The organism is Hymenobacter jeongseonensis (genome assembly GCF_015694725.1).
Classification (GTDB): Bacteria; Bacteroidota; Bacteroidia; order Cytophagales; family Hymenobacteraceae; genus Hymenobacter; species Hymenobacter jeongseonensis.
Genome location: NZ_JADQDQ010000011.1, coordinates 60095 through 85054, shown reverse-complemented (window position 1 = coordinate 85054; position 24960 = coordinate 60095). Strand labels below are relative to the sequence as shown.

Here is a 24960-nt window from a genome sequence, read left to right as displayed (position 1 = left end):
ACAAGCGGTACGGGTGTTAGCGTGGGATGTAAACGGAAAAAGTGGAGCCGTAACCGAGTTTGCTGGCTACTTCAATTTTGCCGCCCACGTTTTCCAGCATCTTTTTCACCATAAATAGGCCCACCCCCGAGCCCTCCACGTGGGTGTGGTAGCGCCGGAACATGGTGAACAGGTATTGGTCGCGCGCGAGGTCCAGGCCGAGGCCGTTGTCCTGCACGTCGATTACGTGGTAGTCGCCGTCCGTCCGGCTGCGGATGCGCACCCGCGCCGGGCGCTCGGGGGCTTGGTACTTGAAGGCGTTGCTGAGCAGGTTGTACACCACCGAGCGCAGGTTTTTCTCCGAAAAGGTGACCAGGGGCGTGGCGCGCACATCCACGTCGAGGAGCCCGCCGGTTTGTTTTAAGAGCGGCGCCAGGTCGAGGCGCACGTCTTCGATAACGGCCGCCAGCGGCACGGTGGCGCTGGGCTGGCCGTGCTCTTTCTGGAGCTTGCTCACGTCGGTCAGGTGTTCGATGGTGCGCGTGAAGCGGTTCACCGAATCCTGCATCAGTTCCATGATGTAGCTCACTTCACCGCCCGGGGGCTGGGGCGGCAGTTCGGTGCGCAGGGCGTGCAGCAGGCCCTCAATGTTGCTGATAGGCGCTTTGAGGTCGTGCGAGGCCGTGTAAATGAAGTTATCCAGGTCCACGTTGGTGCGGGTGAGCTGCGTGTTCGTCTCGCGCAGTTCCTCGGCCAGCATCCGAGCCTGCTCGCCGCTGGCTTCCACCACACGCCGGGCCTGCACCTGGTCCGTGACTTCGTGGGCGAAGGCCAAGATGCCATCGATTGTCCCGTAAGCGTTGCGCCGGGCCTGGTAGATGAAGGTCCAGTAGATTTCTTCCAGCGGCGCGCCTTCGTGGCGGGCTAGCATGAGCGGCAGCTCCTGAGCGGTGTAGGTGGCGCCCGTTTCAAACACCTGCCGGAGCAAATCCGGAATGGGCGTGCCCTGCAGCTCGGGCAAGGCCTCCAGCAGCGGCTTGTTGAGCAGTTCCCGGCCCGGAAAGATGAGCTGATACGCCGGATTGACCAATTGGAATACCAGCTCGGACCCGTCGAGGATAACAATGGGGGCGGGCGCCTGCATGAACAACGTGTGCAGCTGGTTCTGCTGGGCCTCGCGCTCCTGGCGGGCCCGCACCTGGGCCGTCACGTCGTGTGCAAAGATGGAAATGCCCGCGATGGCCCCGTTTTCCCGGTAAGCCTGGTACGTGAACGTGAAGTACACGTCCTGCGTCGACCCATCCGGTTGTTCCAGTCGCAGGGGCAAATCCTGGCCAAAATAGGTTTCGCCGGTGCGGTACACATTATCGAGCAGCGCCACAAAGCCTTGCTTCACGGTTTCGGGCAAGGCCTCGGCCAACGACCGGCCCACCAAGCGGCGGGTCGGAAAAAGCTGCTGATAAGCGGCGTTGACGTACTCAAACCGGTGTTCCGGCTCGCGCAGTAGTGCAATGCAGGCCGGCGTTTGCTCGAATACTTGGTAAAAAGTCTCGCGCTCCGACACGCGGCGCTGGGCTTCTTCCAGCACCGCCTGCTGGCTGTGAGCCAGTTCGTCGTTATTGGCCCGCAGCTCCTCGTTCGAGCATTGCAGCTCTTCGTTCGTATCGGCCAGCTCTTGGTTGAGCCGCTCCACCTGGCGGCGGGCCCGCACTTGTTCGGTCACGTCCGTCGCGATGCACGTAATGGCGCCGATGTTGCCGTTGGCGTCGCGCAGGGGCTGGTACACGAAATCGTAAAAGCCGGTCTCGTCCGGTAGGTGCTGGGCCAGCTGTATGGGCTGCGCCTGGGCCACGAAGGCCTTGCCGCTCGCCCGCACGCCATCGAGTAGGGTGCGCAGGCCCTGGTCCACGAGTTCGGGCAAGGCGGCGAAGAAGGGCTTGCCCTTCAGCCACGCGGGCGGGTAGCCCAGCATCTCGCCCATGGACGCATTCACCACATCCAGCACGTAGTCGGGGCCCCGAAACACGCAAATGGCCACCGGGGCCTGCTCGAAGGCATCGCCCAGCTGCTGTTGCTGCACGGCGCGCTCCTGGCGGGCCTCCACTTGCTCGCTCACGTCGTTGGCAAAAAGCAGAATGCCGTCGATGCGGCCCTGCGCGTCCCGGGTAGCTTGGTAGGTGTAGTCGAAGTAAGCGGTGGTTAACTCGCCGGAGTTATGTCGGTCGAGGTCCGCGGGGATTTCCGTGCCGTAATACGTTTCGCCGGTGCGATACACCGCATCCAACTGGTCAAAAAACGCTTGGTTGGTCAGCTCCGGCAGGGCATCGCGGTAGGGCCGGCCGGTCATCTCCCGGCCGCCGAGCAGCTGCCGAAACCGCTCGTTGGCCAGCTCCACAAAGTGGTTGGGGCCGCGCAGGCGGGCAATGAGGGCCGGGGCTTCGGCAATGAGGGCCTGCAGGCTGTGGCGTTGCGCGTCGGTTTCGGCGCGGGCCGTTTCCAGGGCTTGGGTGCGCACCTGCACCAGTGCCTCGGCATCCGTTAGGGCTTGCCGCTCCCGGCTCTGGCTGTCGCGCAGGGCCAGTTCCACCGCGGTGCGGGGGTGGGCGGCGGTATCGGTGAAGCTCACCACCAGCAGGTCGCCGCTGCGTCGGGCCGCCACGTGGAAGTAGTTGCCGGAGCCGTCGGCCTGGTCGCTTAATTCGTGTTGCCCCGGCTCGCCGGTTTCAAACACGCGCTGGTACAAGTCGAAAACCCCGTTGGTGCGAACGTTCGGAAAATGGCTGCCTATTGTGCCTCCAGGACGCTCCGGCAGCCCCGTCATACGCTGGGCGGCCGGATTGAGGTACTCGAGCGTGAAATCTTGGATGTCACCGCCCGAGCCGTAAATGGGACGCAACAGCTTGATGGCAGTGAGGGAAACGGCCAGCAGGTCTGGCAACAGCGTATCGGCGGAAGCAAACAAACTGGCTGACGCCACCAGGTGGGCTGGGAGCGGGGCCGCAGAGGAAGGCATAGCGTCGAAATTATTTCCTGAACAGGAACTAGCTAAAGGTACAGCAATTCAAATTGTTCGTTGCCAACGCAGGAAGCGGGGCGTGCCGGTGGCAATGCTCGGCCTCTCCACGGCCTACTCAGCCAGCACCACGCGCAGGGCTTGCAGGCGCCGTTGCAACTGGTGCAGCACGGCCGGAGCCACGGGAACTTGGGGGGCGTTTTGTCCAAAGGCATCGCGCAGGAAGGTGCGCAGGGCGTGGACGTCGTGGCGCAGGTGGCGGCAGACGGTTTGCCACTGTTCGGTACCAAGCTCGGGGGTTGCCAGGCAAAGGTGGCGCACGGCAATGCTGAGGCTGGCCACATCGGCGATGGCCACGAGGACTTCCTGCTCCGGGGGGCTGAAGGGCCGGGCGTGGGGACCAATCACGCAGAGCACCCCAATGGTTCGGCCGTCGGGCATGCCCAGCGGGGCGGCCGCGTAGAACCCCAGCCCGAGGGCCAGCGCCGCGCGAATGGCCGGGGCATCGGCACCGGTTTGGGCGGCGGCGGCGAGGTTTTCATAAGCCACGGCGTTCGGGTGCAGAATGGCCGACGAGCATAGCGCCTCAACCCGGGGAATGGGCGGCATGGGCGGCCCGCCGTGCAACACCGGAAAGCGGACCTCGTGCTCATCGACGAGGGCGAGAAAGGCCAGGGGCTGGCTGAAAAGCTGGGCGGTCAGTGCCAGTAGGTCCTGAAAAATATCGTCGGCGGGAACGGGGCGAAAATCGTAGTGGCGGAGTGAGGCCAACCGTTTGGCCTCGTCGGGGGGCAGCAGGGCAGCGGGCGTCAGCATAGAAAGCGGGATAAAGGATACTTGCTGCGCAAAAAAGTGCAAAGCAGGCCGTAACGGTGGCTACTAGTTACAAAAGAAGCAAATGCTGCGCAAGAAATGCGGAATCGGGGGCGGCGGGGCGAAAGAAACCACTGACCTGGCCAGCCTTGTGTGGCCGCACCGAAGGAAGAGTGCCGGTGGGAGTATTGGATACTTCTGTTTTGGATAATTACTTTATTTTCGTGTAGGGCTTCAACTCGCTTTCGGGTTGTTCGTATAGCCGATTCCGTCCAATTAAGCTCTGTGCCGCTTTGCTAGTGGCTTGCTCCTAACCTTTCGCCACTATGAGTTCCATACCGGCATTGCCCACGGCAATGGACGAGACTGAGCTGGTCCAGCGGTTGCTTGCTCGCGACGAGCAAGCCCTGCGGCGGCTGCAGGAACGATACGGGCGCAATTTGCAAGCGGTGATTATGCGGCTGGTGCACAAAGAGGCATTGGCACAAGACCTGCTGCAGGAAGGGCTCCTCAAAATCTGGTTGGGCATTGGCGGTTATGACCCCGCCCGCGGCCGCCTGTTTACTTGGATGGTGCGGGTGTGCTGCAACCACGCCATCGACGTGATGCGCAGCCCCCGGCACCGGTTTCACAACGACAACCAGTCGCTGGAGAGCAGCAGCGTGCAACGGGCGCCTGCCCCCACCACCTTCCACCCGGAACACATCGGCATTCGGGAACTGACGCAGGGCCTGAAGCCCCGGCAGCGCGAAGTCATCGACCTGCTGTATTTCGGCGGCTGCACCCAGGTGGAAACGGCCGAGGAACTGGGAATTCCGCTGGCCACCGTGAAAACCCGGGCGCGGGCCGCCCTGGTGGCGTTGGCGGCACTGGCCCGGTCGGCCAGATAACCCCCGCTGGCTAATGCCTGCTTTGTGAGTTAAACAACGCGGTTGAGTACCGACTTAATACCGTTCATTCGAAAACAAAGAACCCCAGGTAGGCACACCTGGGGTTCTTTGTTTTAACCGTTGTTCAGCCGGCACCTGATAAGTAGCGGGCAGCCCGTATGGGCCGCGCGCGCCGCCTTTAGCGCGCGGCCTCCGTCACGCTGATGGCGTAGCCGCCGCCGGGCGCGCAGTATTGTGCCAGCTTGGACTTGCGGGTCACGTTGACTTTGCGGATGGCGTAGGCCTGCGGGTTTTTCTCGTAGTGCGCGTCCTTGGCATCGGCGTAGATGGTGGCCACGTACTTTTTGCCGGGGTCGAGGAAGTCGAGCTTGATGTTGGACGTGCGGCCGTTTTCATCACACGTGCTGCCGATGAACCAGCTGCTCTTGCCCTTGGCCTTGCGGGCAATGGTGATGTAGTCGCCGGGTTCGGCTTCCAGCACGCGGGTGGCGTCCCAGTCCACGGCCACGTCCTTGATGAACTGGAAGGCGTCGAGGTGCTGGTTGTAGTGTTCGGGCAGGTCGGCGGCCATTTGCAGCGGCGAATACATGGTTACGTACAGCGCCAGCTGGCGGGCCAGCGTGCTGTGCACGAAAGACGTATTGCTGGGGTTGAGGGCACTGACCTTGGTCTGGAAAATGCCGGGCGTGTAGTCCATCGGCCCGCCAATGAGGCGGGTGAAGGGCAGAATGGTGGTGTGGTCGGCGTTGTTGCCGCCGAAAGATTCGTACTCCGTGCCGCGGGCAGCCTCGTTGCCGATGAGGTTGGGATAGGTGCGGGCCAGGCCGGTGGGGCGCACGGCCTCGTGGCCGTTCACCATGATTTTGTGCTCAGCCGCTTTTTCCAGCACGTACTGGTAGTGGTTGTTCACCCACTGGTCGTAGTGATGGTGGCCGAGCGGCACGATGTCGCCCACGTAGCCGGTTTTCACGGCGTTGTAGCCGTACTTGTTCATGAACTGGAAAGCCGAATCCAGGTGCCGCTCGTAGTTGCGCACCGAGCCACTGGTCTCGTGGTGCATCATCATCTTCACGTTCTTGCTGGCGGCGTACTGCTGCAATTCCGGCACGTTGAAATCGGGGTAGGGCGTCACGAAATCGAACACGTAGTCCTTGTGCTTGCCAAACCAGTCTTCCCAGCCGGTGTTCCAGCCTTCCACCAGCACGGCGTCGAAGCCGTGCAGGGCGGCGAAGTCGATGTACTCCTTCACGTGGGCCGTGTTGGCGCCGTGCGTGCCGTTGGGCTTCACCGTCTTGTAGTCAACGGAATCGAGCTTGATGTTGTCCATGTTGGTGTACGACCACGTGCTTTTGCCCGTAATCATCTCCCACCACACGCCCACGTACTTCACTGGCTTAATCCAGCTGGTGTCCTTGAATTTAGTGGGCTCGTTGAGGTTCAGCACCAGCTTCGATTCCAGAATGTCGCCGGCCCGGTCGCTCACAATTACTGTGCGCCAGGGCGACTGGGCCGGCGTCTGAATCAGGCCCTTGTCGCCCACGGCGTCGGGCGTGAGGTGCGATTCCAGCACGAAGTTCTTGTCGTCGAGCTCCAGGTGCATGCAAGAGTAGTCAATCAGCGCCGCTTCGTGGATGTTGATGTAGAGCCCGTCCTGGCTTTTGAGCATGAGCGGCGTTTGCACGCCGGTGGGCGAGAAGGTGGTTTGCGAGGCGTTGCCCGTCACGGCGGCTTTCATCTGGCCGCGCACTTCCGAGAGCTTCGACGTGACGGTGCTGTACTCCTGGGTGTCGTAGTCGCCGGGCAGCCAGAAGGCCTTGTGGTCGCCGGCCAGGGCAAACTGCGTGCGCTCCTCCTTAATGGTGAAGTAGTCGAGCTTGGGCTGGCGCGGAAACTCGTAGCGGAAGCCCAGCCCGTCGTCGAACACCCGGAATCGCACCCGGATGGTCCGGCTGGTGCTGGCCTGGGTGAGCGTCACGGCCAGCTCGTTGTAGTGGTTGCGGATGGTTTTCACCTCGCCCCACACCGGCGTCCAGCTTTCGTCAAACGTGCGCTGCTTGCTCTCGGCCACGGCAAAGCCGCTGGTGAGGGCGGCGGCGTTTTTCAGCTCCAGGCCCAGCTTGCTGGTTTTGATGACCTCGCGGCCTTTGTAGGTGAGGCGGTACGTGGGCACGCCGTCGTTTTGCAGCACGAAGGCCAGCGTCAGCTTGCCGTTGGGCGACTTGATTTCTTCGGCCGCTGCCACCTGCCATAGGAAGCAACAGCAGAGCATGACCAGCGCTTGGCTGGCAGCCTTTAAGGAAAAACAGCTGGTTAAAAAGGGGTGGCAACGCATGTATGGGAGTGAGTGTGTGAGTGAAGTGTATTGCCTGCAAAGAACTGCATTGTTGCATAAAGCCCGTTCCGTGCCGGTAGTAGCAGGCCAATGCAGTGCCAGTAGTGGTCAATGGAGTGGTAGTAGGCCCTTTAGGGCGGCACTACCTTTGTTGTTCATTAGCAGGCGTCTGTTGTGCCCTGCCCGCTGCGCCCCTCGCCCTCCCACCCGCGCCGCAGCCACTTTCTTATTTCCGGGTAGCGCAGTGGAAGGCCCAAGTGGGCTGCCCGAATTCACGTTAACCACTATTTGATATGCATATTCCCTATGTCTGGCAGCTTACTGCCGAAAACGCCGAACGCAGTTTTCGGTACCTGAAAGTGTACCTGCTGCGCCGAATCCCTCACATTCATTTTCATACAAAAGCCTGGTCCTGACACCAGGCTTTTTTGTAGTCCTGGGCCAGTCGCTCCGGGTGGCCTAAGCGGCCGCCTGCCGCCGGTACTCCGACGGCCGCTGGCCGGTGAACTTGCGAAACGTGCGATTGAAATGGGAGAGGTTGTTAAAGCCCGTGGCGAAGCTGGCTTCGGCCACGGGCCGGCCCTGCAGCAGCAGCAGGCTGGCTTGGCTGATGCGGTATTCCTGCAACAGCGCGGTGAGCGTTTGGCCGGTCATTTTTTTGATGTAGCGGCAAAAGGCTGGCACGGTCAGGAAGGTGAGGTCGGCCATTTCCTGCACCGTCACGGGTTCGGCGTAGTGCTGCTCAATGTGCTCGTACACCTGCTTGAGGCGCTGCTGCTCCCGCACTTGCAGCGCCGAAAGGCCCATGTCGGCGTGCAGCTCGGTGGCGTCGGGCGCCTCGGCCAGCTGGTAGAGCAACTGGAGCAGCGTGAGCAGGCGCGTGGGCGCGGGCTGGGCCAGCATGGCCCGCAGCGCGGGGCCCACGGCGGCGCGGGTGCCCGGCCCAAACGCCAGCCCCTGCCGCGAGCGCTGGAACAGGTGCTGCACCGCCGCCAGCTCCGGCTTTTGCAGGAAATGCTCGCCCATAAAATCCTCCCGCAGTTGCAGCACAACCTGCTCAAACGAGCCGTCTTTTTCGTAGCTGAAACTCAGGTGGGGCAGGTTGGGTCCCATAAAAACCAACTCACCGCCCACGTAGCGCGACACGTGCTGCCCGATGTGCCGCCGCCCGCTGCCCGTGGGAATGTACACCAGCTCGTACTCCGGGTGGTAGTGCCAGCTAATGTCCCGGTCCCGCGCCTGGGTGTAGTAGCGCAGGGTGAAGGAGCTGCCCGGTGTGGGCTGAATAGGTTCAAATTCCAGTTTCATGTTGGCGGCACGGAGTGGTTGCCCTCATACGCGAGGCCAGGGCCGGGCGAATGTAAAAGACGCATGCTTGCCGGGCCGCGCAGGGGCAATAGTAAGCAGTGGCGCGAAGATTTGCCCTCGCCACGCCGCTACCGGGTTGCGGGAGCAGCGGTCCGTTTCGAGCGGGACAAAGCTATTACCGAACCATTACCATTGCCGAAATCGAAAGCGCATAAATTAATAATTAAGCAACATCGAGCGGGTAAGACAACCGCTGCATAATCAGAATTTTGCAGGTGAAACAATCTTCTGGCAGTATATCCATTCGGTATTGATTTCCCTTGGGGTTTTCAGGTTCGGAAGCGGCCAATAAACCCTTTCCTCACCCCCTTGGATATCCCCTCAATAAAGCTGCTGGCACTCACGCCCGCCCACTGGCCGCAGATGCGGGCCATCTACGGCGAACGATTTGACAGTGGTAACTCCACCTTCCAAACCGAAGCGCCCGCGTGGGAAGAGTGGGACTGGGGCCACCTGGCCCACAGCCGGCTGGTGGCGGTGGCCGCCGACCACCCCGGTCCGGGGCCGGTATTGGGTTGGGCCGCCCTCACGCCCCGCTCTGCCCGCGGGGTGTACGCCGGTGTGGCCGAAGTGAGCTTGTACGTGGCCGGGGCCGCCCGGGGGCGCGGCGTGGCCCGGCAGCTGCTGGATGCCCTGGTCGCCGAATCCGAAGCGTATGGGGTCTGGACCCTGCTGGCGAGCATCTTTCCCGAAAACACCACCAGCCTGAGCATTTACGCCGGCGCGGGGTTTCGCGAAGTGGGGCGCTGCGAACGAATTGGCCAGTTGCACGGCGTCTGGCGCGACATCGTGCTGCTGGAGCGCCGCAGCGCCAAAGTGGGCCTGCCGGCCACCACCGCCTGATTGCCGGTAGGTCACGGCTCGCCGTTGAGCTCGGGCAGGGCGTGCGCCACATGCAGGCTGCGCAGCAGGGCACTTTTCTTGTGCTGATGGTCGGCCATGCGCTGCAGAATATCATCAAGGATTCGGACGGCTTCCACCACTCGCGGCCCCTTGTTCAGCATCACGCACTCGGCGCGGTCGCCCATGGCGGCGTCCGTGATTTCGGCGCGGGAAGGCATGCCGCCGCGGGCCAGGCTTTCCAGCACCTGCGTGGCCCAGATAACTGGCACGTGGGCCGCCTCGCACAGCCACAGAATTTCCTCCTGCACCTCGGCCAGCCGCTCAAAGCCGCACTCCACAGCCAGGTCGCCGCGGGCAATCATCACGCCGCAGCTGCTGGCTTGCATGGCGCGCAGCAGCAGGGCGGGCAATTGGTCGAACCCCCGGCGGGTTTCAATCTTGAGCAGAATGGGCAGCACGCGGCCCCCCAGCTGAACCATGTGGTCTTGCAGCTGGCTCACATCGTCGGGGCTGCTCACAAAGGAGAGGGCTACCATATCGGCGTGCTGCACCACAAAAGCCAGGTGCTCCCGGTCTTCTGCAGTCAGGGCCCCCAGGGGCAGCTGGCTGTCGGGCAGGTTGATGCCTTTGTCGTTGCGTAGCTTTTCGCCCAGCTCGCGGGCCTGGGTGATGCGCACGTGCACCGCGCCCGGTTCCACCCGCTCCACTATTCCGCCAATTTTCCCGTCATCAAACCAAATCCGTTCGCCCGGCTTCACGTGGTCGAAAACCTCCGGCAAGGTGCAGCCAATCAGAGCCGGCGCAGTGCTGCCCGCCGTTCCGCCGCTGGCGCTGGCGGGTGGCACCGGCGGCGTGGTCAGCCAAAGCGCATCGCCGGGGCGCAGCAGCAGGTAGGATTCCGGACACGGTACCTGGTGAACCGTTGCCGTTGAGGTGGGCCCTTTGAACCGGGTGTGCGGGGTGATATAGGCCGTTTTGAACAGATAAGCCCAGCCGCCTCGCTCACTAGCACCCTGCATAAGCAGCACCCGCCGCGCCCCGCGCGCATCAACGAAGGAAACCACGTCGCCGGGGTGCAGCTTCCGCAGCCACGCCGCGGGGAATTCCAGCGTAGCCGTGGCGGCAGTTGGGGCGTCTTGGGGTTGCTCCCGTGCCGTGAGCCAGAGCCGAGCCGGAGCCAGGACCCGGCCGTAGGCGTCGCGTTCGGGCTGCAATTGCAGCACAGCCGGGCCGGGGGGCAGGCCCGTGGTGCGCAGCTTGGGGCCGGCCAAATCCATGCTCACCCGGCAGGAGAGGCCCAACTCCTGCTCGGCGCGGCGTAGGTGCTGAATCATGCGCCGCCAGGCGGTGGGCTCGTCGTGAGCGCAGTTGATGCGCATGCAGTCCATGCCTTGCCGCAGCAGTTCCCGCACCAGCGGGTAGTCGGTGGCTGCCTGGGAGGGCATTGTCACCATGATGCGTACATCGCGCGCCGGCCGCGGCGGGCCCAGCAACGCATCGCTGTGCTCCGCCAGCAGCCGGGGGCCGCTGCGAAAGTCCGGGGCGGGGTAGGGCGGGAGCAGGCCCACGGGGTCGGTGGGAGGCGCCAGTTCGAGCAAGGCTGCCAGGACGGCATCGACCGTGGCCAGCGCGTGGCCCTCGGCGCGCCCCAGCGAAGACAGGCCCACCGTGGCCAATTGCTGCTGCAGCGGGCGCAGGTCGTGCTGGCGCAGGGCCAGGTAGTGCACCAGGTTGTGGGCGCTAAGCCAAAAATTGGGATGTACCGCTTCCAGCCGGTTCATCGCCTGGGCGGCGGCCCGCACCATATCATGGCGCAAGGCCGCAAGCTGAACCAAAAGCGCGGCGTATTCCGTGTCAACCGAAGGAAGCGAGATAAGCTCAGGCATGGCGCGAAGCAGATGCGGCAGCCTTCGTCCTGACCGAAGACTCCATTGGTAATATAAACTTAATGTATCATGACAATAATAAGTTGTAAATTAACAATAATTATTTGAGCCAATTATTTCCTTGGCTCCCTAGCATTATGTCGGTGCACACGCTTCCAGCCCGGGGCCTTCCACTGCTGCTCCTGCTGGCGCTGGCACTGACCGGCTGTGTGGATGCGGCACCGGAAACGAAGATTCACATCGACGGCTCCAGCACGGTGTTTCCCATCACCGAAGCTGTGGTGGAAGAGTACGCGCGGGCTCATCCCGAAGCGCGCATTACGGTGGGCGTGTCTGGCACGGGCGGGGGCTTTCGCAAGTTTTGCCGGCAGGAGATTGACGTGGCCGATGCCTCCCGGCCCATTAAGGAAAGCGAGCAGCGGGACTGCGCGCAGCGGGGCGTGCGCTACACCGACATCCGGGTGGGCTACGACGGGCTGGCGGTGGTGGTGCACCCGGCCAATACTTGGGTGCAGAGCCTGACGGTGCAGGAGCTGAAGCGTTTGTGGGAGCCAGCCGCGCAGCACCGCGTCACGCGCTGGAAACACCTGCGGCCGGAGTGGCCCGACGCCGAAATCCACCTTTTTGGGGCGGGTACGGCGTCGGGTACCTACGACTATTTCACTCAGGCCATTGTGGGCACCGCCCACGCCAGCCGGGGCGACTACACGGCCAGCGAGGACGACAATGTGCTGGTGCAAGGCATTTCGACGGACCGCCTCGCGCTGGGCTTCTTTGGGTACGCCTACTACGAAGCCAACCGGGCCAAGCTCAAACTCGTGCCCATCGACGACGAAAAACCCGAAAACGGCGCCGGGCCGGTGGCGCCGTCCATCGAGACGGTGAAAAACAACAGCTACGCGCCCCTATCGCGCCCGTTGCTGGTGTACGTGAGCCGCCCGGCCGGCCGCCGCCCGGCGGTGCAGGCCTTCGTCCACTTCTACCTGGAGCAGGCCCCGCGGCTGGCCCGCGAAGTGGGCTACATCCCCATGCCCGCCGAAGAATACCGCCGCGAGCAGGCCAAGTTTGCCGCCTTCGTCAGCCAATCTCACCCCTAAGCTGGTGCTGCCGTCCGTGCCATGAAAACCAACGAACGCCTGATTGAAGCCCTGCTGGCCATGAGCGCGGGCGTCGGCGTGCTGACCACGGCGGGCATCCTGTGGATTTTGGTAGTGGAGGCGGTGCATTTTTTCCAGCAAGTGCCTCTGAGCGCCTTCCTGACCGACACGCAGTGGACGCCGCTCTTTGCCGACAAGCACTTTGGCATTTTGCCGCTGGTGGCGGGCACGCTGCTCACCACCGCGGTGGCCGTGGCCGTGGCGCTGCCCCTAGGCCTCACCATTGCGGTGTACCTGAACGAGTACGTGGCGCCGGCCCTGCGCAATACCCTAAAGCCCTTGCTGGAGGTGCTGGCGGCGGTGCCCACGGTGGTGTACGGCTTCTTTGCCCTGACCCAGGTGACGCCGTTTTTGCAGCGGCTGGTGCCAGGCCTGGCCGGGTTCAACGCCTTGTCGGCGGGCTTGGTGATGGGCATCATGATACTGCCGCTGGTGTCCTCGCTCAGCGAAGATGCGCTGGGGGCCGTGCCCCGCAGCCTGCGGGAAGCCTCTTATGCCATGGGCGCCACGCGCTTGCAAACGGCCTTTCGGGTGGTGGTGCCGGCGGCTTCGTCGGGCGTTACGGTGTCGGTGGTGCTGGCCATTTCGCGGGCCGTGGGCGAAACCATGATTGTGGCCATTGCCGCCGGCCAGGAACCCCGGCTCACGGCCAACCCGCTGGTGCCCATCGAAACCATTACCACCTACATCGTGCAAGTGAGTTCCGGCGACGTGGCCTACGGTACGCTGGAATACAACACCATTTTCGCGGCCGGTATCACGCTGTTCGTGCTCACCCTCGGGCTCAACAACGTGGGGTACTGGTTCCGCAAAAAATACCAGGAGCGGTATGAATAGCATGGCCCGCAACCGCCTGGCGGACCGCATTTTTCGAGTCGTGGGCCTGCTGGCCACGCTGCTGGGGCTGCTGTTGCTGGCTATTTTTCTGTGGGGGCTGCTGCGCACCGGCCTGGGCCGGCTCAGCGGGCAGTTTCTGAGCAGCCTGCCCTCGCGCTTTCCCGAGCGGGCGGGCATCTACACGGCGCTGCTGGGCACGGTGTGGATTATGGTGCTCACGGCCCTGTTGGCCGTGCCGCTGGGCGTGGCCGCGGGCGTGTACCTGGAAGAATACGGCCGCAAACGCCGCTGGGCCGCGCTGCTCGAAATCAACATTACCAACCTAGCCGGGGTGCCGTCCGTGATTTACGGCCTGTTGGGCCTGGAGGTGTTCGTGCGGTTTCTGCGGCTGGGCAGCAGCGTGCTGGCCGCCGCCAGTACCCTGGCTCTGCTGATACTGCCCATCCTCATTGTCGCTACTCGTGAGGCCATCCGGGCGGTGCCGCGCTCCTTGCGCGAGGCCTCGTTGGCCCTGGGCGCCACCCGCTGGCAAACCATTTGGTACCAGGTGCTGCCGGCCTCGGCGGGGGGCATTCTCACGGGCATCATTTTGGCGCTGTCGCGGGCCGTAGGCGAAACGGCGCCGCTGCTCGTGATTGGCGTGCTGGCTTATGTGCCGTTTGCGCCGTCCCAGCCGCTTGACGAGTTTTCGGCGCTGCCGGTGCAGATTTTCAACTGGATTTCGCGGCCGCAACATGAGTTTGGAGTCAATGCCGCGGCGGCCATCATCGTGCTGCTCGTCATCACCTTCGGGCTGAACGGCGTGGCCATTTACCTGCGCAACCGCTGGCGCCAGCAGTTGCCCTGAAGGTGCCTTTTTCACTTGATTATGTCCGAATTGCAGGTGGAGCATGTGAATGTGTACTACGGCACGAACCACGTGCTGAAGGACATTTCCATGGCCATTGCGCCCAACACGGTCACGGCGCTCATTGGCCCGTCGGGCTGCGGCAAGTCCACGTTTCTGCGGCTCTTCAACCGCATGAACGACCTCATCGACGACTTCCGCTACGACGGCCGAATCCTGCTGCAAGGCCAGAATATATACGCCTCCGACGTGGCCGTGGAAGAGCTGCGCAAGCGCGTGGGCATGGTGTTTCAGCGCCCCAATCCATTCCCAAAAAGCATCTACGACAACGTGACGTACGGGCTGCTGCTGCAGGGCGTGCGCGACCGGGCCGTGCTCGACCACGCCGTGGAGCATTCCCTGCGCCAAGCCGCGCTCTGGGATGAAGTGAAGGGCGACTTGCGCAAGTCGGCGCTGGCCTTATCGGGTGGGCAGCAGCAGCGCCTGTGCATTGCGCGGGTGCTGGCCGTGGCCCCGCACATCCTGCTGATGGATGAGCCGGCTTCTGCCCTGGACCCCATTTCCACGGCCAAAATCGAGGAGCTGATTCACGAGCTCAAGCAGCAGTACACCATTCTCATTGTGACGCACAACATGCAGCAGGCCGGGCGGGTGAGCGACAAAACGGGCTTTTTCAACTACGGCCAACTCATTGAGTACGACGACACGCGCACCATTTTCACCCAGCCCCACCACGAGCAAACCCAGAACTACATCACCGGGCGTTTCGGTTGAAGCAACGCCTGCGCCAGCCTGATTTTGCCGCTCTAAATCACCACGGCCATGACCCAATTGGAAACCGAAACCCAGAAACTCAAGAAAGAGGTGCATGCCATGTGGGGGCTGGTGCTGGGGCAGCTCGAACGCAGCCTGCAAGCGCTGCACACCCTCGACAAGCCCCTGGCCAAGGAGGTGATAAAGTTCGATAAGCGCATCAACATCAAGGACCTTAGCATTGAGCGTCATTGCGAAAGCATTATTGCGCTGTACACGCCGGTGGCCATCGATTTGCGCTTCGTGCTGGCCGTGCTCAAAATCAACACTAGCCTGGAGCGCGTGGGCGACGCGGCCAAGGCCATGGCGCAATTCGTGCGCCGGGCCATGGTGGATGAATACGAGGTGTTCGACCAGCACCTCTTGGCAATCAGTGGCCTGCAGGAAATGGGGCAGCACGCCACCAGCCTGCTGGCGCTCGTGCAGGAAGCCTTTGAGCAGGAAGACAGTTCGGTGGCCCGGCGCCTCTTCTTAGAAGTCAAGCTGCTAAGTGACAAGAACGTGAAGGCGCACGCGGCCATTGCCGACTACATCCGCGACCATCCCGCCCGGGTGCAACAAGGGTTGCAAATGCTGCTGCTGGTGCGCAAGCTGGACCGCATCGGCGACGAGGCAAAGAACATTGCCGAGGAAATCATTTTTTACGTCGAGGCTCAGGTCCTGCGCCACCAGTCGGGCAAGCAGCGCCGGGGGTAGGGCCTGGGCAATACTGGAAGGAGTGGGCTAGGGCGTCTGGTAGGACGTCGAATATTTCAATGCCATTTACCATTATGGCGTGCAAAAAGCACCCGTTCCACATGGTTTCAGTTAAGATACAAAATGGCATTAGCCCGCTTTGCCGGCAACGCAAGCCGGCATAGGATACGGCCACTGACTAACCGGCCAAGCCGAGACGGCGGCGGAAAAGAGTGATTGCGCTCCAGTTCGGCGTATAATGCACTGCGGGCATTTTACGAGGGCAGCTTTGCGCGGGACTGGCCTCGGTGGCTGTCACCGGCAGGCAATACATCCGCCGCCGGACAACCAGCGCCGAGAGCAGCGTGAGCCCGCCAATGGCCGCCAGCGCCGCCGCCAGCCCAAAGGCATCGGCCAGGATGCCCGTGAGCAGCGCGCCGATGGCGTAGCCGGCGTCGCGCCAGAACCGGAAAATGCCCACGCTGTGTGCCCGTTGCGCCAGCGGGGCGTACTCGGCCACGGCCGCCAGAAACGTGGGGTACACCAGCGCCGTGCCCGCCCCCAGCAGCGCCGCCAGCAGCAGAAATACCGGGTAGGCATCGGTGAACAGCATGGCCAGCAGCACCGCTCCCTGCAGTAGCATGCCCCAGAAAAGCAGGTCTTTTTTGCAAAGCTGGTCGGCCAGCGGGCCGGTGAGCAACTGGCCCAGGCCCCACACGGCCGGGTACACAGCCGCCACGGTGCCAATTTGGGTGAGCGTGAAGTCCTTGCTGGCCAGCAGCAGGGGCAGCAGGCCCCACACCATGCCGTCGTTGAGGTTATTCACCAGTCCGGCCTGTGTAACCGAGCCCAGGTTTGGGTGCCGCCACGTCACGTCCCAGAAGGAGAGGGCTGGGCCCGTGGGCGTGGCCGGGGCCTGTGCGGCTTCGAGTGCGACGTGGTGGCGCGTATCGCGCACCAGCAACGAGCCCAGCAGTCCGGCCACCGCCAAGCCAATGCCGAGGTAAAAGGGGTAGGGCCGCAAGCCGTATTCCGTAGCCAGCCACCCCGAGGCAAAGGCCGTAGCGGCCACGGCCAAGTAGCCGGCCGACTCGTTTAGGCCCAAGAAGAGGTAACGGAGGTTTAATGGAGCAGCAACGCTTGCCAATTAGCGCATCAACGGGCAATTAGTGGGGCAGCTTTTCGCGCAGGGCGCTGTAGGTCCAAGTGCCGGCCAGGGCGGCCAGAATCAGCACGGCGGCCGAACCGATGCCGCTGCCCAGCTGCGCAAACAGCGGGCCGGGGCAGGCCCCGGTCAGGGCCCAGCCGAGGCCGAAAATAAAGCCGCCAATCCAGACGCCGTGGTTGAATTGTTTGTCGGCGATGACGATGGGCTCGCCCGCAATGGTCTTGAGGCGGTTGCGTTTGATAAGCTGAATGGAAATCATGCCCACCAGAATGGCCGAGCCGATGACGCCGTACATGTGGAAGCTCTGAAACCGGAACATTTCCTGAATCCGAAACCAACTGATGACTTCGCTTTTGGTGAGAATGATGCCAAACAACGTGCCCAGCACCAAGTATTTGAGGTATTTCATAAGAGGAGGTTAAAACATCAGCGGGTAGATAACCCAGGTCATCAGCAGGCCGCCGGCAAAGAAGCCGACGACGGCTACCAGCGACACCCATTGCAGATTCGAAAGCCCCGAAATGGCATGCCCCGAGGTGCAGCCGCCGGCGTAGCGCGTGCCAAAGCCCACCAAAAAGCCGCCCAGCACCAAAAACACCCAGCCTTTCCAGTTGGCTAGGTTTGCCAGGGCGAACAGTTCGCGCGGGAGCAGGCCGGTGAAGTCCGTCAGGTGCATTTCGGCTTTTAGGTCGCGCACCGTGGCGGCCGAAATGGCCACCACGTCGGGGTGGCCCATGAGCCGGTAGCCAATAAAGCCGCCCAGGGCAATGCCGAGCACGAACACCAAATTCCAGGTTTCGGCCCGCCAGTTATAGGTCAGAAACGGGATGCCGGCCGGCACGCAGGCCGCGCACAGGTGGCGTAGCGAGCTGCTGATGCCCAGCGCCTTGTTCCCCACAAGCAGCAGCGCGGGCACGGTGAGGCCAATCAGAGGCCCGGCCACGTACCAGGGCCAGGGTTGTTGCAGGAGTTCAAGCATGAAAACAGAATATCAGAATGATGGCAGCTATTTATTTAGTGGTCAGTGCCTCGCTCCAGTCGAGCACCCCGCCCAGCAGGTTCGAAACCTGCGCGAAGCCGGCGGTGGTGAGCTGGCCGGCGGCGCTGGCCGAGCGGGCCCCGCTGCGGCAATACACGTAAGTTGGCTTGCTTTTATCCAGCGCCGCTACGCGCTGCCCGAAGTCGGGCGCGGTGACTTCGATGTTGACCGCGCCGGGCAGGTGGCCGGCGGCAAATTCGTCGGGCCGGCGCACGTCCAGCAGCACCGCGCCGGGCTGGTGCAGGCCCTCGGCAAATTGCGCGGGCGTCAGGTTTTGGAAAGCGGGAGCAGAAGATTTAGTGAAACCGAACATGGCGGATGAATTTGAATTGGGAGGGAAATTGAAGGATAAACTAAACCGTCATGCTGAGCGCAGCCGAAGCATCTCTACCTCGGAAGTAATTCCATCAGTTCAACGAAGCGGTAGAGATGCTTCGGCTGCGCTCAGCATGACGGGCGTTGAAGCTTAGTGCGCCGCCGTGGCTGGCTGGAAGGACTTCACGGCCTCGCTCAGGTCCAGCACTTCGGTGCCGGGCAGGGCGTCGGCCACGATGCTGCTGCCCGCCGCCGAGCGGTAGCCGCCGGCGCAATGCACCACCACGGGCTTATCGGTGGGGATTTCCCGGGCCCGCTCGCGCAGCTCAGGCAGCGGAATGTGGAGAGAACCGTCGAAAATGGGCTCGTCGCGGTGTTCGGTGGCGTTGCGAATGTCCACGATGGTGTATTGCTCCGGGTGCTGGCGGAAGGCGGCTAGGTCCAGCTGCGGCAGTGTTGCCTCGGTGGCCGGCGTGCCCACCAGCGCGCCTTCAATCAGCGGCTCGTAACCGATTTTGGCCGCTTTCTGAATCAGGTCTTCCCGCGTGGCCTCGTCGGCCGCGATGAGGTAGAACGGCTCCTCCGGCCCCACAATAGTGCCCAGCCAGGTTTCGAACTTGCCGCCCTGCTGAATGTTGATGGCGCCCCGCACGTGGCCCTTTTTGAACTCGGCTTCGGGGCGCGTGTCCACCACCAGCGCGCCGGCTGCCAGCGCCGCGCCGGCAGCCAGGCGCTTCACCTGCTGCACGCTCGGCGCGTAGTTGGGGGCGCCGGCTTTGTTCAGGGCCACGTCGTAGCCGAAGTATTTGGGAATGAACGGCTGGTCGGCCAGTAGCTCCTGCACAAAGGCCTCCTCGCTGAGCGGGCGCAGCATGGGGTTGCCAATTTTCTCGGCCCCGATGGTGCTGCTGTTGGCTCCGCTCAGGGCCTTGCCGCAGAGGCTGCCCGCGCCGTGGGCCGGGTACACCAGCACGTCGGCGGCCAGGGGCATGAGCTTTTCGCGGAGGCTGTGGTACAGTTGGCGGGCCAGTTCCTCGCGTTTGGCGGTTAGGTTGCCGGCTTTTTCGCGCAGGTCGGGGCGGCCCACGTCGCCGATAAACAGGGTGTCGCCGGTGAACACGGCCACGTCTTTGCCCTCGCGCTCCAGCACAATGCTGATGGAATCGGGCGAGTGGCCGGGCGTGTTCAGGGCCCGGAAGGTGAGCTTGCCGACGGTGAAGGCGTCGCCCTCGTCAAAGGCTTCAAAGGCGTAATCGGCCCCCAATAGCCGGCTCACGCGGATAACAGCTCCGATGGTTTGGGCAATTTCCAGGTGCGACGACACGAAGTCGGCGTGGGGGTGGGTTTCGATAACGGCCACGATGTTGGCGTCGTGGGCTTTCGCGTAGTCGTAGTAGGGCTGCGGGTTGCGGGCCGGGTCGATGAGAACAATTTCGCGGGTGCCCTCGCTCAGGATGGCGTAGGAGAAATGGGCCAGGCCCTTGTCTTCAAACTGTTCGATTTTCATGGGAGGCAATGGGGGATTTAGGAGTGAAGTAGAACGGTCGTGCAGAGCGCAGCGAAGCATCTCGCGTGCAATAACTAATTAGTAGCGGCACGCGAGATGCTTCGTTGCGTTCTGCATGACGGGCTGATAAGAGCTTCACCAACTCAATGAAACAGCAGCTCTTTGGTTAGAATAAACGTGCCCATGGCCAGCGTGAACCAGCCAAAGGCCGGCTTCAGCCTAGCCCCCGGAATGAAACGGGACAGGTAGGTGCCCAGCACAATGCCGCCGAGGGCAAAGGCCAAGAAACCCAGCAGAAACGACCAGGCAATGGGCGTGCCCGCGCTGAGGTCGCCGGTGAAGCCGATAAGCGAGTTCAGGGCAATAATGGCCAGCGAAGTGCCCACCGCCAGCTTCATGGGCAGGCGCGCGCCCAGCACCAGCGCCGGAATAATCAGAAAGCCGCCGCCCGCTCCCACAAAGCCGGTGAGCGTGCCCACCACTAGGCCAATGGCGAGAATGAGGGGATAGTTGAAGGCGTGGCGGTGGTGCAGCTCTTCATCGAGCACTTCCTCGGCCTGCTTGCGGCGAATCATCGACGTGGCCGCCACTACCATGAGCGCGGCAAAGGCCACCAGCACCAGCAGGTCTTTGGTGAAGGCGATGCCGCCCATCGTGAACAGCTCGTGCGGAATGGCCGGCATGAGCACCTTGCGCACCCCAAACACCGCCAGCAGCGAAGGAAGCAGGAACACCACGGCCGTTTTCAACGAAACCAGCCCCTTGCGGAAGTAGCCCGAAGCCCCCACCACCGACGTGCTGCCCACCACAAACAGCGAGTAAGCCGTGCTCAGCACCGGGCTCACGCCCATCAGGTACACCAGCACGGGCACCGTGAGGATGGAGCCGCCCCCGCCCATGATGCCGAGCGAAAGGCCAATGAAAATGGCCGCGAAGTAGCCGAAGTAATCGAGCATGATAACCGAATAATGTATGAAATTATGATAATTTGTTCATGTGTTACGGCATAAAAAACGCGCGCCGTTTACAGGAACGTGCACGCGGCCAGGCACTGAATCACGTCGATGACTTCGCGCATTTTCAGGGAGTAGAAGATGTTCTTGCCATCGCGGTGGCTGCTTAGGATGCCCTTGAGCTTCATGCCCGTGAGGTGGTGGGAGAGGAGGCTCTGCTCCACGTTCAGCCGTTCGCTGATGTCCGTCACCGAGAGGCCGTCGTGGGCGGCCAGCAGCTGCACAATGGCAATGCGCGTGGGGTGGGCCGTCGTCTTCAGAATGAAGGCCACCTTCTCCATCTTCTCAATGGAGAGGCCCATGTCAACGGAGGGAGCGGTGGTTGCGGTCATAACTCGTACAAACTTATGAACATTTGTTCATTTATACAAATGTGCTTCCTACATTTGTTCCCTCAAGTCTGTTTTTTTCTGGTTTATACCAGTAGCAGCGCCCCGGCTGCTGCCCCAGGCCGTTCCCCCATTTTCCAACCATGAACCGTAAGAATCTAGTGCAGTGGCTGCCGCTGGCCCTGTTTGCTCTCGTTCTGCTCACGCCGTTGCGCCCCATTGTGCTGGGTGGGGTGCAACGCGGGTTGCTGGCCACGGGGCTGTGGAAGGCCACAGTGCCCGTGCGCTCCGCCACCGCGCCCGCGCGGCCCACCGGAAACCCTTCCTACCCGCACAACTTGCCCCTGGTTACGCTCGAAGGCCGGCCCGTGAACCTGAGCCACCTGAAGGGCAAGGTAGTATTTGTGAACCTGTGGGCCAGCTGGTGCCCGCCCTGCCGCGCCGAGATGCCGGGCATCGAAGCCTTGTATAAGAAGGTCGACCGCTCAAAAGTGGCCTTCGTGATGCTCTCGCTCGACGATGACGTGGCCAAGGCCCGGAAGTTCGTGCAGGGCCAGGGCTACACCTTTCCCGTGTACCTGCGCACCGGCACTTTGCCCGCGCCGTTCGATTCCAATTCCATTCCGTCCACGGTCATCCTCGGCCCCTACGGGCAGGTGGCGGCCCGCCACGACGGCATGGCCGACTACGACACGCCGGAGTTCAAGGCCTCGCTGGAGCAGTTGGCAAAATCGGCCCGCTAGCGTGGCGGATTTTTCTGGTGGCTGCCGGGCAGGAGGGAAGGTGATAATTGTCATCCAATAGGCTGTGCATCGTCAAGTTCCGGGCCTGCGCCGGTCCCCACCTTTGTGCTATGCTCTCCACCTGCGCTCCAACCGGGCCGCATTTCGGGCGGGACCAGTGCCATTTCTCTCCGCTTTTTTATTCCGCCGGACCATGAACCCTGACCTTCAACTCAGCTTGGACGAAAATGCCAGGCAGTGGCAGGCGCTATCGCTGTCGATTTCAACGTCGGAAAAAGCCACATTTGATGCCCTGCACAACGGTTTTTTTGCTGCTTACGGCCCCAATTTCATGGCCCATGTCTACCGGGAATCCATCGAGCAGGTGCTGCAAAACATGCCCACGGTGGAGCGGGACAAGCTCCTGGTGGCCTTCCGGCACGCCCTGGACAGCGCCATTGAAAAGCACGCTTACATGCTGCCCACTGCCGCCGACTGCGCGGCCTGCCACGCCCGGAAGTTTTAAGGCGATTTTGATAACCTGCTTAGTAATAATTTGATTCGCATGAAATTAACGCATCCTCCGCTTAAAAGCGGCAGCCTGCTGGCCGGCCGTCATCCCGCCGCGGGCGAACAAAAGGCCCTCGTGCTACTGGATAAAAGCGGGCAGAAGGTGATTTACAAAACCTTCGCCGCTGGCGAAATCATGCCCACCCACCACGCCAGCGTCGATGTGTTCGTGACGGTACTGGCGGGCCGGCTCATCATCAGGCAGGAAGACGTGCCGACGGAAGCAACGGCGGGCGACTACGTCATCATCCCCAGTGGCGCGCCGCATTCGCTGGAATGCCTGGAGGCGGCCCGCATTCTGATTTTCCGGTAGGGCCAGCTGAAAAGAATCAGCTTCCCGCCTGACTTTTATCAGCGTTTGCCGCTGGGGGAGGCCGGAGCTTTGAGGCTGTCACCAGCCCGTCCGTTCGTGCCCATCACCGCTGCTCCCGAAATCCTCACCCACGTCGCCTGCACCCACTGCGGCGACGCGTGCCCCGACGAACCCATCCTGCTGGCCGACCAGCCGACGCTGCACTTCTGCTGCGCCGGCTGCCGCGCCGTGTACGAGCTGCTGGATGCCAGCAACCTGTGCACCTACTACCGCCTCGATGACCGCGCTGGCCAGAAGGTAAAGGAGGTGGAGTTGCCCTGCCGCTTCGACTACCTGGACCTGGAATCGGTGCAAAGCCAGTTGCTGGCGTTTCGCTCGCCCACCTTGGCTCGGCTCACGCTCAGCATCCCGCAGATGCACTGCGCTTCGTGCATTTGGCTGCTCGAAAACCTGTTCAAGCTGAACGCGGGCATCCGGGAGTCAAGGGTGAATTTCCTGCGCAAGGAGCTAACGGTTAGCTACGAGCCGGCCACCACCAGCCTGAAAGACGTGGTGACTTTGCTGGCCGCCATCAACTACGAGCCGCAGATTACGCTGGCCGAGCTGGGCGCGCAGCCCCACGCCGCCAACCGCACGTTGTACTACCAGCTGGGCGTGGCAGCCTTTGGCTTTGGCAACGTGATGCTGCTGGCCTTTCCCGACTACTTTTCCTTCACCGAAGGGCTACAGGCCACGTTTGGCCGGTTCTTCGGCTGGCTGAGTTTGCTGCTGGCCCTGCCGGTGCTGCTGGTGAGTGCGCGGGGGTTCTATCAGTCGGCTTGGCAGGGGCTGCGGCAGCGCTACATCAACCTCGATTTCCCCATCAGCCTGGGCCTCACGGCGCTGTTTACGACCAGCGTATTCGACGTGCTCACGCAGCGCGGGCCGGGCTACTTCGACTCGTTTACGGGGCTGGTGTTCTTCATGCTCATCGGCAAATGGGTGCAGCAGCACAGCTACGACGCGCTGCGATTCGACCGCGACTTCACCTCCTACTTCCCGGTGGCCGTGACGCGGCTCACTAAAACCGGCGAGCAGTCAGTATCGGTGAAGGAGCTGCAGGCCGGGCAGCGCATCCGGGTGCGGCACCAGGAAATCATTCCGGCCGATGCCGTGCTGCTGCGCGGGGTTGGCCTGATTGATTACAGCTTCGTGTCGGGCGAGAGCGTACCCGTGGCAAAGGCCGTGGGCGAGGTGGTGTATGCCGGCGGGCGGCAGGTGGGCGAAGCCGTGGAGCTGGAGGTGGTGCGCGAGGTATCGCAGGGCTACCTCACGCAACTCTGGAACAACCCCGCGTTTGAGAAAGCCGGCCGGCCCACGCTGGAAACCTACGCTAACCACGTTGGCCGCTACTTCGTGGCCCTGACGCTGACGCTGGCCCTGGGCTCGGTGCTGTATTGGTACCCCAAGGACCCGCAAATGGCCCTGCGCGCCTTCACCTCGGTGCTGATTATTGCCTGTCCCTGCGCGCTGTCGCTGGCCACGCCTTTCGCCATGGGGGCCGCGTTGCGGGTGCTGGGCCGCCGCCAGCTATACCTGAAAAACGCCGCCGTCATCGAAACCCTGAGCCGCGCTGACACGCTGGTGTTCGACAAAACCGGCACGCTCACCGACGCCCAACGCGCCACCGTGCGCTTCGCCGGCCCGACCCTCTCGGCCGACGATGCGCAGCGCGTGGCGGCCCTCGTCCGGCAGTCCACCCACCCGCTCAGCCAGCGCATCGCGGAGCAACTGGGGGCCAGTCCATTCTCAGTAACGAATTGCCAGGAAACGCCTGGGCAGGGCATCCGTGGCTTGGTGGCTGGCGTGAAGGTGTGTGTGGGCGCAGCCAGTTTTATTGGCGCCTCAGCGACTGAGCTGGCGGGGCCGGACCAAGCCACGCGGGTGTACGTGGCGCTGGAGGGCCAACTCGCGGGCTGGTACGAAGTGCAGAGCGAATACCGCGAACACCTCGCCGACCTGCTGGGCGAACTGGGCCAGCGCTACCAGCTGGTACTGCTCACCGGCGACAACAACGCCGATGTAATCCGGCTACGCCAGCTCTTCGGAGCCGGGGCCGAACTGCGGTTTCAGCAGTCGCCGCTCGATAAGCTGGCTTTCGTGGAAAACCTACAGCAGCAGGGCCGCCGCGTGGTGATGGTGGGCGACGGTCTGAACGACGCCGGCGCCCTGCAACGGGCCGACGTCGGCATCGCCCTCACCGAAACGCTCACCAACTTCTCCCCGGCCAGCGACGCCATTCTCGAAGCAGGCAGCTTCGGCCGGCTGGCCACCATCCTGCGTTTCGCCCGAAACTGCCGGCACATCGTGCTGGCCACTTTCGGGCTGTCCTTCTGCTACAACGGCATCGGCCTGGGCCTGGCGGTGCAGGGCCTGCTCACGCCCATTGCCTCGGCCATTCTCATGCCCATCAGCTCGCTCAGCGTGATGGTATTTGCCACGCTGCTGGTGCGCTATGCCGCTCACCGCCGCGGGCTTTAACCTGCTCCGTC

The 24960-nt window shown here is 62.8% G+C and carries 23 protein-coding genes; 11 read left to right on the top strand and 12 right to left on the bottom strand.

What is annotated here, in order from left to right; translation table 11 throughout:
* Window positions 1-16 precede the first annotated feature (16 nt).
* Window positions 17-2992 (bottom strand): PAS domain-containing protein, encoded by a 2976-nt coding sequence (locus I2I05_RS18255; protein WP_196283689.1) that lies wholly within the window; start codon window positions 2990-2992, stop codon window positions 17-19.
* Window positions 2993-3106: 114 nt separating this feature from the next.
* Window positions 3107-3808 (bottom strand): GAF domain-containing protein, encoded by a 702-nt coding sequence (locus I2I05_RS18250; protein WP_196283688.1) that lies wholly within the window; start codon window positions 3806-3808, stop codon window positions 3107-3109.
* Between the two features lie 323 nt (window positions 3809-4131).
* On the opposite strand from I2I05_RS18250, the gene I2I05_RS18245 reads away from it, so the two are divergent.
* The gene (locus I2I05_RS18245) at window positions 4132-4695 is read left to right on the top strand and encodes an RNA polymerase sigma factor (protein WP_196283687.1); all 564 of its coding nucleotides are present in this window, start codon (window positions 4132-4134) and stop codon (window positions 4693-4695) included.
* Window positions 4696-4873: 178 nt separating this feature from the next.
* Here I2I05_RS18245 and I2I05_RS18240 read toward each other — a convergent pair whose 3' ends face one another.
* The gene (locus tag I2I05_RS18240) at window positions 4874-6964 is read right to left on the bottom strand and encodes a glycoside hydrolase family 97 protein (protein ID WP_196283686.1); all 2091 of its coding nucleotides are present in this window, start codon (window positions 6962-6964) and stop codon (window positions 4874-4876) included.
* A 522-nt stretch (window positions 6965-7486) separates the two neighbouring features.
* Complete coding sequence (locus I2I05_RS18235; RefSeq protein WP_196283685.1) at window positions 7487-8335, bottom strand: AraC family transcriptional regulator; 849 nt, start codon at window positions 8333-8335, stop codon at window positions 7487-7489.
* A gap of 369 nt (window positions 8336-8704) precedes the next feature.
* Here I2I05_RS18235 and I2I05_RS18230 point away from each other — a divergent pair, with 369 nt between their 5' ends.
* Window positions 8705-9238, top strand: coding sequence for a GNAT family N-acetyltransferase (locus I2I05_RS18230; RefSeq protein WP_262895173.1), 534 nt, complete (start codon window positions 8705-8707; stop codon window positions 9236-9238).
* A gap of 11 nt (window positions 9239-9249) precedes the next feature.
* Here I2I05_RS18230 and I2I05_RS18225 read toward each other — a convergent pair whose 3' ends face one another.
* On the bottom strand, window positions 9250-11124 hold the full coding sequence (locus I2I05_RS18225; protein ID WP_196283684.1) for a pyruvate kinase: 1875 nt from the start codon (window positions 11122-11124) through the stop codon (window positions 9250-9252).
* Between the two features lie 137 nt (window positions 11125-11261).
* Between I2I05_RS18225 and I2I05_RS18220 the strand changes: the two genes are divergently transcribed.
* From I2I05_RS18220 to phoU, 5 genes are read left to right on the top strand one after another with little or no spacing between them, the layout of a single operon-like run.
* Window positions 11262-12221, top strand: coding sequence for a PstS family phosphate ABC transporter substrate-binding protein (locus I2I05_RS18220; RefSeq protein WP_196283683.1), 960 nt, complete (start codon window positions 11262-11264; stop codon window positions 12219-12221).
* 21 nt (window positions 12222-12242) lie between these two features.
* Window positions 12243-13118 carry a phosphate ABC transporter permease subunit PstC gene (gene pstC, locus I2I05_RS18215; protein ID WP_196283682.1) on the top strand — a complete coding sequence of 292 codons (876 nt, stop codon included), beginning with the start codon at window positions 12243-12245 and terminating at the stop codon, window positions 13116-13118.
* Window positions 13111-13965: a phosphate ABC transporter permease PstA gene (pstA, locus tag I2I05_RS18210; protein ID WP_196283681.1), complete on the top strand. Its 855-nt coding sequence runs from the start codon at window positions 13111-13113 to the stop codon at window positions 13963-13965. Before pstC ends, pstA begins: the two co-directional genes overlap by 8 nt.
* 21 nt (window positions 13966-13986) lie before the next feature.
* On the top strand, window positions 13987-14739 hold the full coding sequence (pstB, locus tag I2I05_RS18205; protein WP_196283680.1) for a phosphate ABC transporter ATP-binding protein PstB: 753 nt from the start codon (window positions 13987-13989) through the stop codon (window positions 14737-14739).
* A 48-nt stretch (window positions 14740-14787) separates the two neighbouring features.
* Window positions 14788-15474, top strand: coding sequence for a phosphate signaling complex protein PhoU (gene phoU / locus I2I05_RS18200; protein WP_196283679.1), 687 nt, complete (start codon window positions 14788-14790; stop codon window positions 15472-15474).
* Window positions 15475-15652: 178 nt separating this feature from the next.
* On the opposite strand, the gene I2I05_RS18195 is transcribed toward phoU, so the two are convergent.
* The 7 genes from I2I05_RS18195 to I2I05_RS18165 all read right to left on the bottom strand — a co-directional run bounded on the left by I2I05_RS18195 (window position 15653) and on the right by I2I05_RS18165 (window position 20827).
* Window positions 15653-16558 (bottom strand): MFS transporter, encoded by a 906-nt coding sequence (locus tag I2I05_RS18195; RefSeq protein WP_230688414.1) that lies wholly within the window; start codon window positions 16556-16558, stop codon window positions 15653-15655.
* A gap of 61 nt (window positions 16559-16619) precedes the next feature.
* Window positions 16620-17030 carry a DUF6691 family protein gene (locus I2I05_RS18190; protein ID WP_196283677.1) on the bottom strand — a complete coding sequence of 137 codons (411 nt, stop codon included), beginning with the start codon at window positions 17028-17030 and terminating at the stop codon, window positions 16620-16622.
* A gap of 9 nt (window positions 17031-17039) precedes the next feature.
* Window positions 17040-17600, bottom strand: a complete 561-nt coding sequence (locus I2I05_RS18185) for a YeeE/YedE family protein (protein WP_196283676.1) — start codon at window positions 17598-17600, stop codon at window positions 17040-17042.
* Window positions 17601-17631: 31 nt separating this feature from the next.
* Window positions 17632-17973 (bottom strand): rhodanese-like domain-containing protein, encoded by a 342-nt coding sequence (locus I2I05_RS18180; RefSeq protein ID WP_196283675.1) that lies wholly within the window; start codon window positions 17971-17973, stop codon window positions 17632-17634.
* A gap of 153 nt (window positions 17974-18126) precedes the next feature.
* Complete coding sequence (locus I2I05_RS18175; RefSeq protein WP_196283674.1) at window positions 18127-19482, bottom strand: MBL fold metallo-hydrolase; 1356 nt, start codon at window positions 19480-19482, stop codon at window positions 18127-18129.
* A gap of 143 nt (window positions 19483-19625) precedes the next feature.
* Window positions 19626-20438: a sulfite exporter TauE/SafE family protein gene (locus tag I2I05_RS18170; protein ID WP_196283673.1), complete on the bottom strand. Its 813-nt coding sequence runs from the start codon at window positions 20436-20438 to the stop codon at window positions 19626-19628.
* Window positions 20439-20506: 68 nt separating this feature from the next.
* Window positions 20507-20827 (bottom strand): ArsR/SmtB family transcription factor, encoded by a 321-nt coding sequence (locus I2I05_RS18165; protein WP_230688413.1) that lies wholly within the window; start codon window positions 20825-20827, stop codon window positions 20507-20509.
* 140 nt (window positions 20828-20967) lie between these two features.
* Here I2I05_RS18165 and I2I05_RS18160 point away from each other — a divergent pair, with 140 nt between their 5' ends.
* From I2I05_RS18160 to I2I05_RS18145, 4 genes are all read left to right on the top strand, one after another.
* The gene (locus tag I2I05_RS18160) at window positions 20968-21567 is read left to right on the top strand and encodes a TlpA family protein disulfide reductase (RefSeq protein WP_196283672.1); all 600 of its coding nucleotides are present in this window, start codon (window positions 20968-20970) and stop codon (window positions 21565-21567) included.
* Window positions 21568-21760: 193 nt separating this feature from the next.
* Window positions 21761-22072, top strand: a complete 312-nt coding sequence (locus I2I05_RS18155; RefSeq protein WP_196283671.1) for a hypothetical protein — start codon at window positions 21761-21763, stop codon at window positions 22070-22072.
* A gap of 39 nt (window positions 22073-22111) precedes the next feature.
* On the top strand, window positions 22112-22429 hold the full coding sequence (locus I2I05_RS18150) for a cupin domain-containing protein (protein ID WP_196283670.1): 318 nt from the start codon (window positions 22112-22114) through the stop codon (window positions 22427-22429).
* Between the two features lie 96 nt (window positions 22430-22525).
* Entirely contained in the window at window positions 22526-24949 is a 2424-nt protein-coding gene (locus I2I05_RS18145; protein ID WP_196283669.1) for a heavy metal translocating P-type ATPase, read from the top strand.
* Window positions 24950-24960: the final 11 nt, after the last annotated feature.

Excerpts from the sequence above, each read along its gene's own strand:
- I2I05_RS18240 (WP_196283686.1), bottom strand. The coding sequence starts at position 6,964 with ATGCTCTGCTGTTGCTTCCTATGGCAGGTGGCAGCGGCCGAAGAAATC.
- pstC (WP_196283682.1), top strand. The coding sequence starts at position 12,243 with ATGAAAACCAACGAACGCCTGATTGAAGCCCTGCTGGCCATGAGCGCG.
- I2I05_RS18245 (WP_196283687.1), top strand. The coding sequence starts at position 4,132 with ATGAGTTCCATACCGGCATTGCCCACGGCAATGGACGAGACTGAGCTG.
- I2I05_RS18150 (WP_196283670.1), top strand. The coding sequence starts at position 22,112 with ATGAAATTAACGCATCCTCCGCTTAAAAGCGGCAGCCTGCTGGCCGGC.
- I2I05_RS18160 (WP_196283672.1), top strand. The coding sequence starts at position 20,968 with ATGAACCGTAAGAATCTAGTGCAGTGGCTGCCGCTGGCCCTGTTTGCT.
- I2I05_RS18225 (WP_196283684.1), bottom strand. The coding sequence starts at position 11,124 with ATGCCTGAGCTTATCTCGCTTCCTTCGGTTGACACGGAATACGCCGCG.
- pstA (WP_196283681.1), top strand. The coding sequence starts at position 13,111 with ATGAATAGCATGGCCCGCAACCGCCTGGCGGACCGCATTTTTCGAGTC.
- I2I05_RS18235 (WP_196283685.1), bottom strand. The coding sequence starts at position 8,335 with ATGAAACTGGAATTTGAACCTATTCAGCCCACACCGGGCAGCTCCTTC.
- I2I05_RS18165 (WP_230688413.1), bottom strand. The coding sequence starts at position 20,827 with ATGACCGCAACCACCGCTCCCTCCGTTGACATGGGCCTCTCCATTGAG.
- I2I05_RS18220 (WP_196283683.1), top strand. The coding sequence starts at position 11,262 with ATGTCGGTGCACACGCTTCCAGCCCGGGGCCTTCCACTGCTGCTCCTG.
- I2I05_RS18175 (WP_196283674.1), bottom strand. The coding sequence starts at position 19,482 with ATGAAAATCGAACAGTTTGAAGACAAGGGCCTGGCCCATTTCTCCTAC.
- I2I05_RS18190 (WP_196283677.1), bottom strand. The coding sequence starts at position 17,030 with ATGAAATACCTCAAATACTTGGTGCTGGGCACGTTGTTTGGCATCATT.
- I2I05_RS18255 (WP_196283689.1), bottom strand. The coding sequence starts at position 2,992 with ATGCCTTCCTCTGCGGCCCCGCTCCCAGCCCACCTGGTGGCGTCAGCC.
- I2I05_RS18155 (WP_196283671.1), top strand. The coding sequence starts at position 21,761 with ATGAACCCTGACCTTCAACTCAGCTTGGACGAAAATGCCAGGCAGTGG.
- I2I05_RS18185 (WP_196283676.1), bottom strand. The coding sequence starts at position 17,600 with ATGCTTGAACTCCTGCAACAACCCTGGCCCTGGTACGTGGCCGGGCCT.
- I2I05_RS18250 (WP_196283688.1), bottom strand. The coding sequence starts at position 3,808 with ATGCTGACGCCCGCTGCCCTGCTGCCCCCCGACGAGGCCAAACGGTTG.
- I2I05_RS18180 (WP_196283675.1), bottom strand. The coding sequence starts at position 17,973 with ATGTTCGGTTTCACTAAATCTTCTGCTCCCGCTTTCCAAAACCTGACG.
- I2I05_RS18170 (WP_196283673.1), bottom strand. The coding sequence starts at position 20,438 with ATGCTCGATTACTTCGGCTACTTCGCGGCCATTTTCATTGGCCTTTCG.
- phoU (WP_196283679.1), top strand. The coding sequence starts at position 14,788 with ATGACCCAATTGGAAACCGAAACCCAGAAACTCAAGAAAGAGGTGCAT.
- pstB (WP_196283680.1), top strand. The coding sequence starts at position 13,987 with ATGTCCGAATTGCAGGTGGAGCATGTGAATGTGTACTACGGCACGAAC.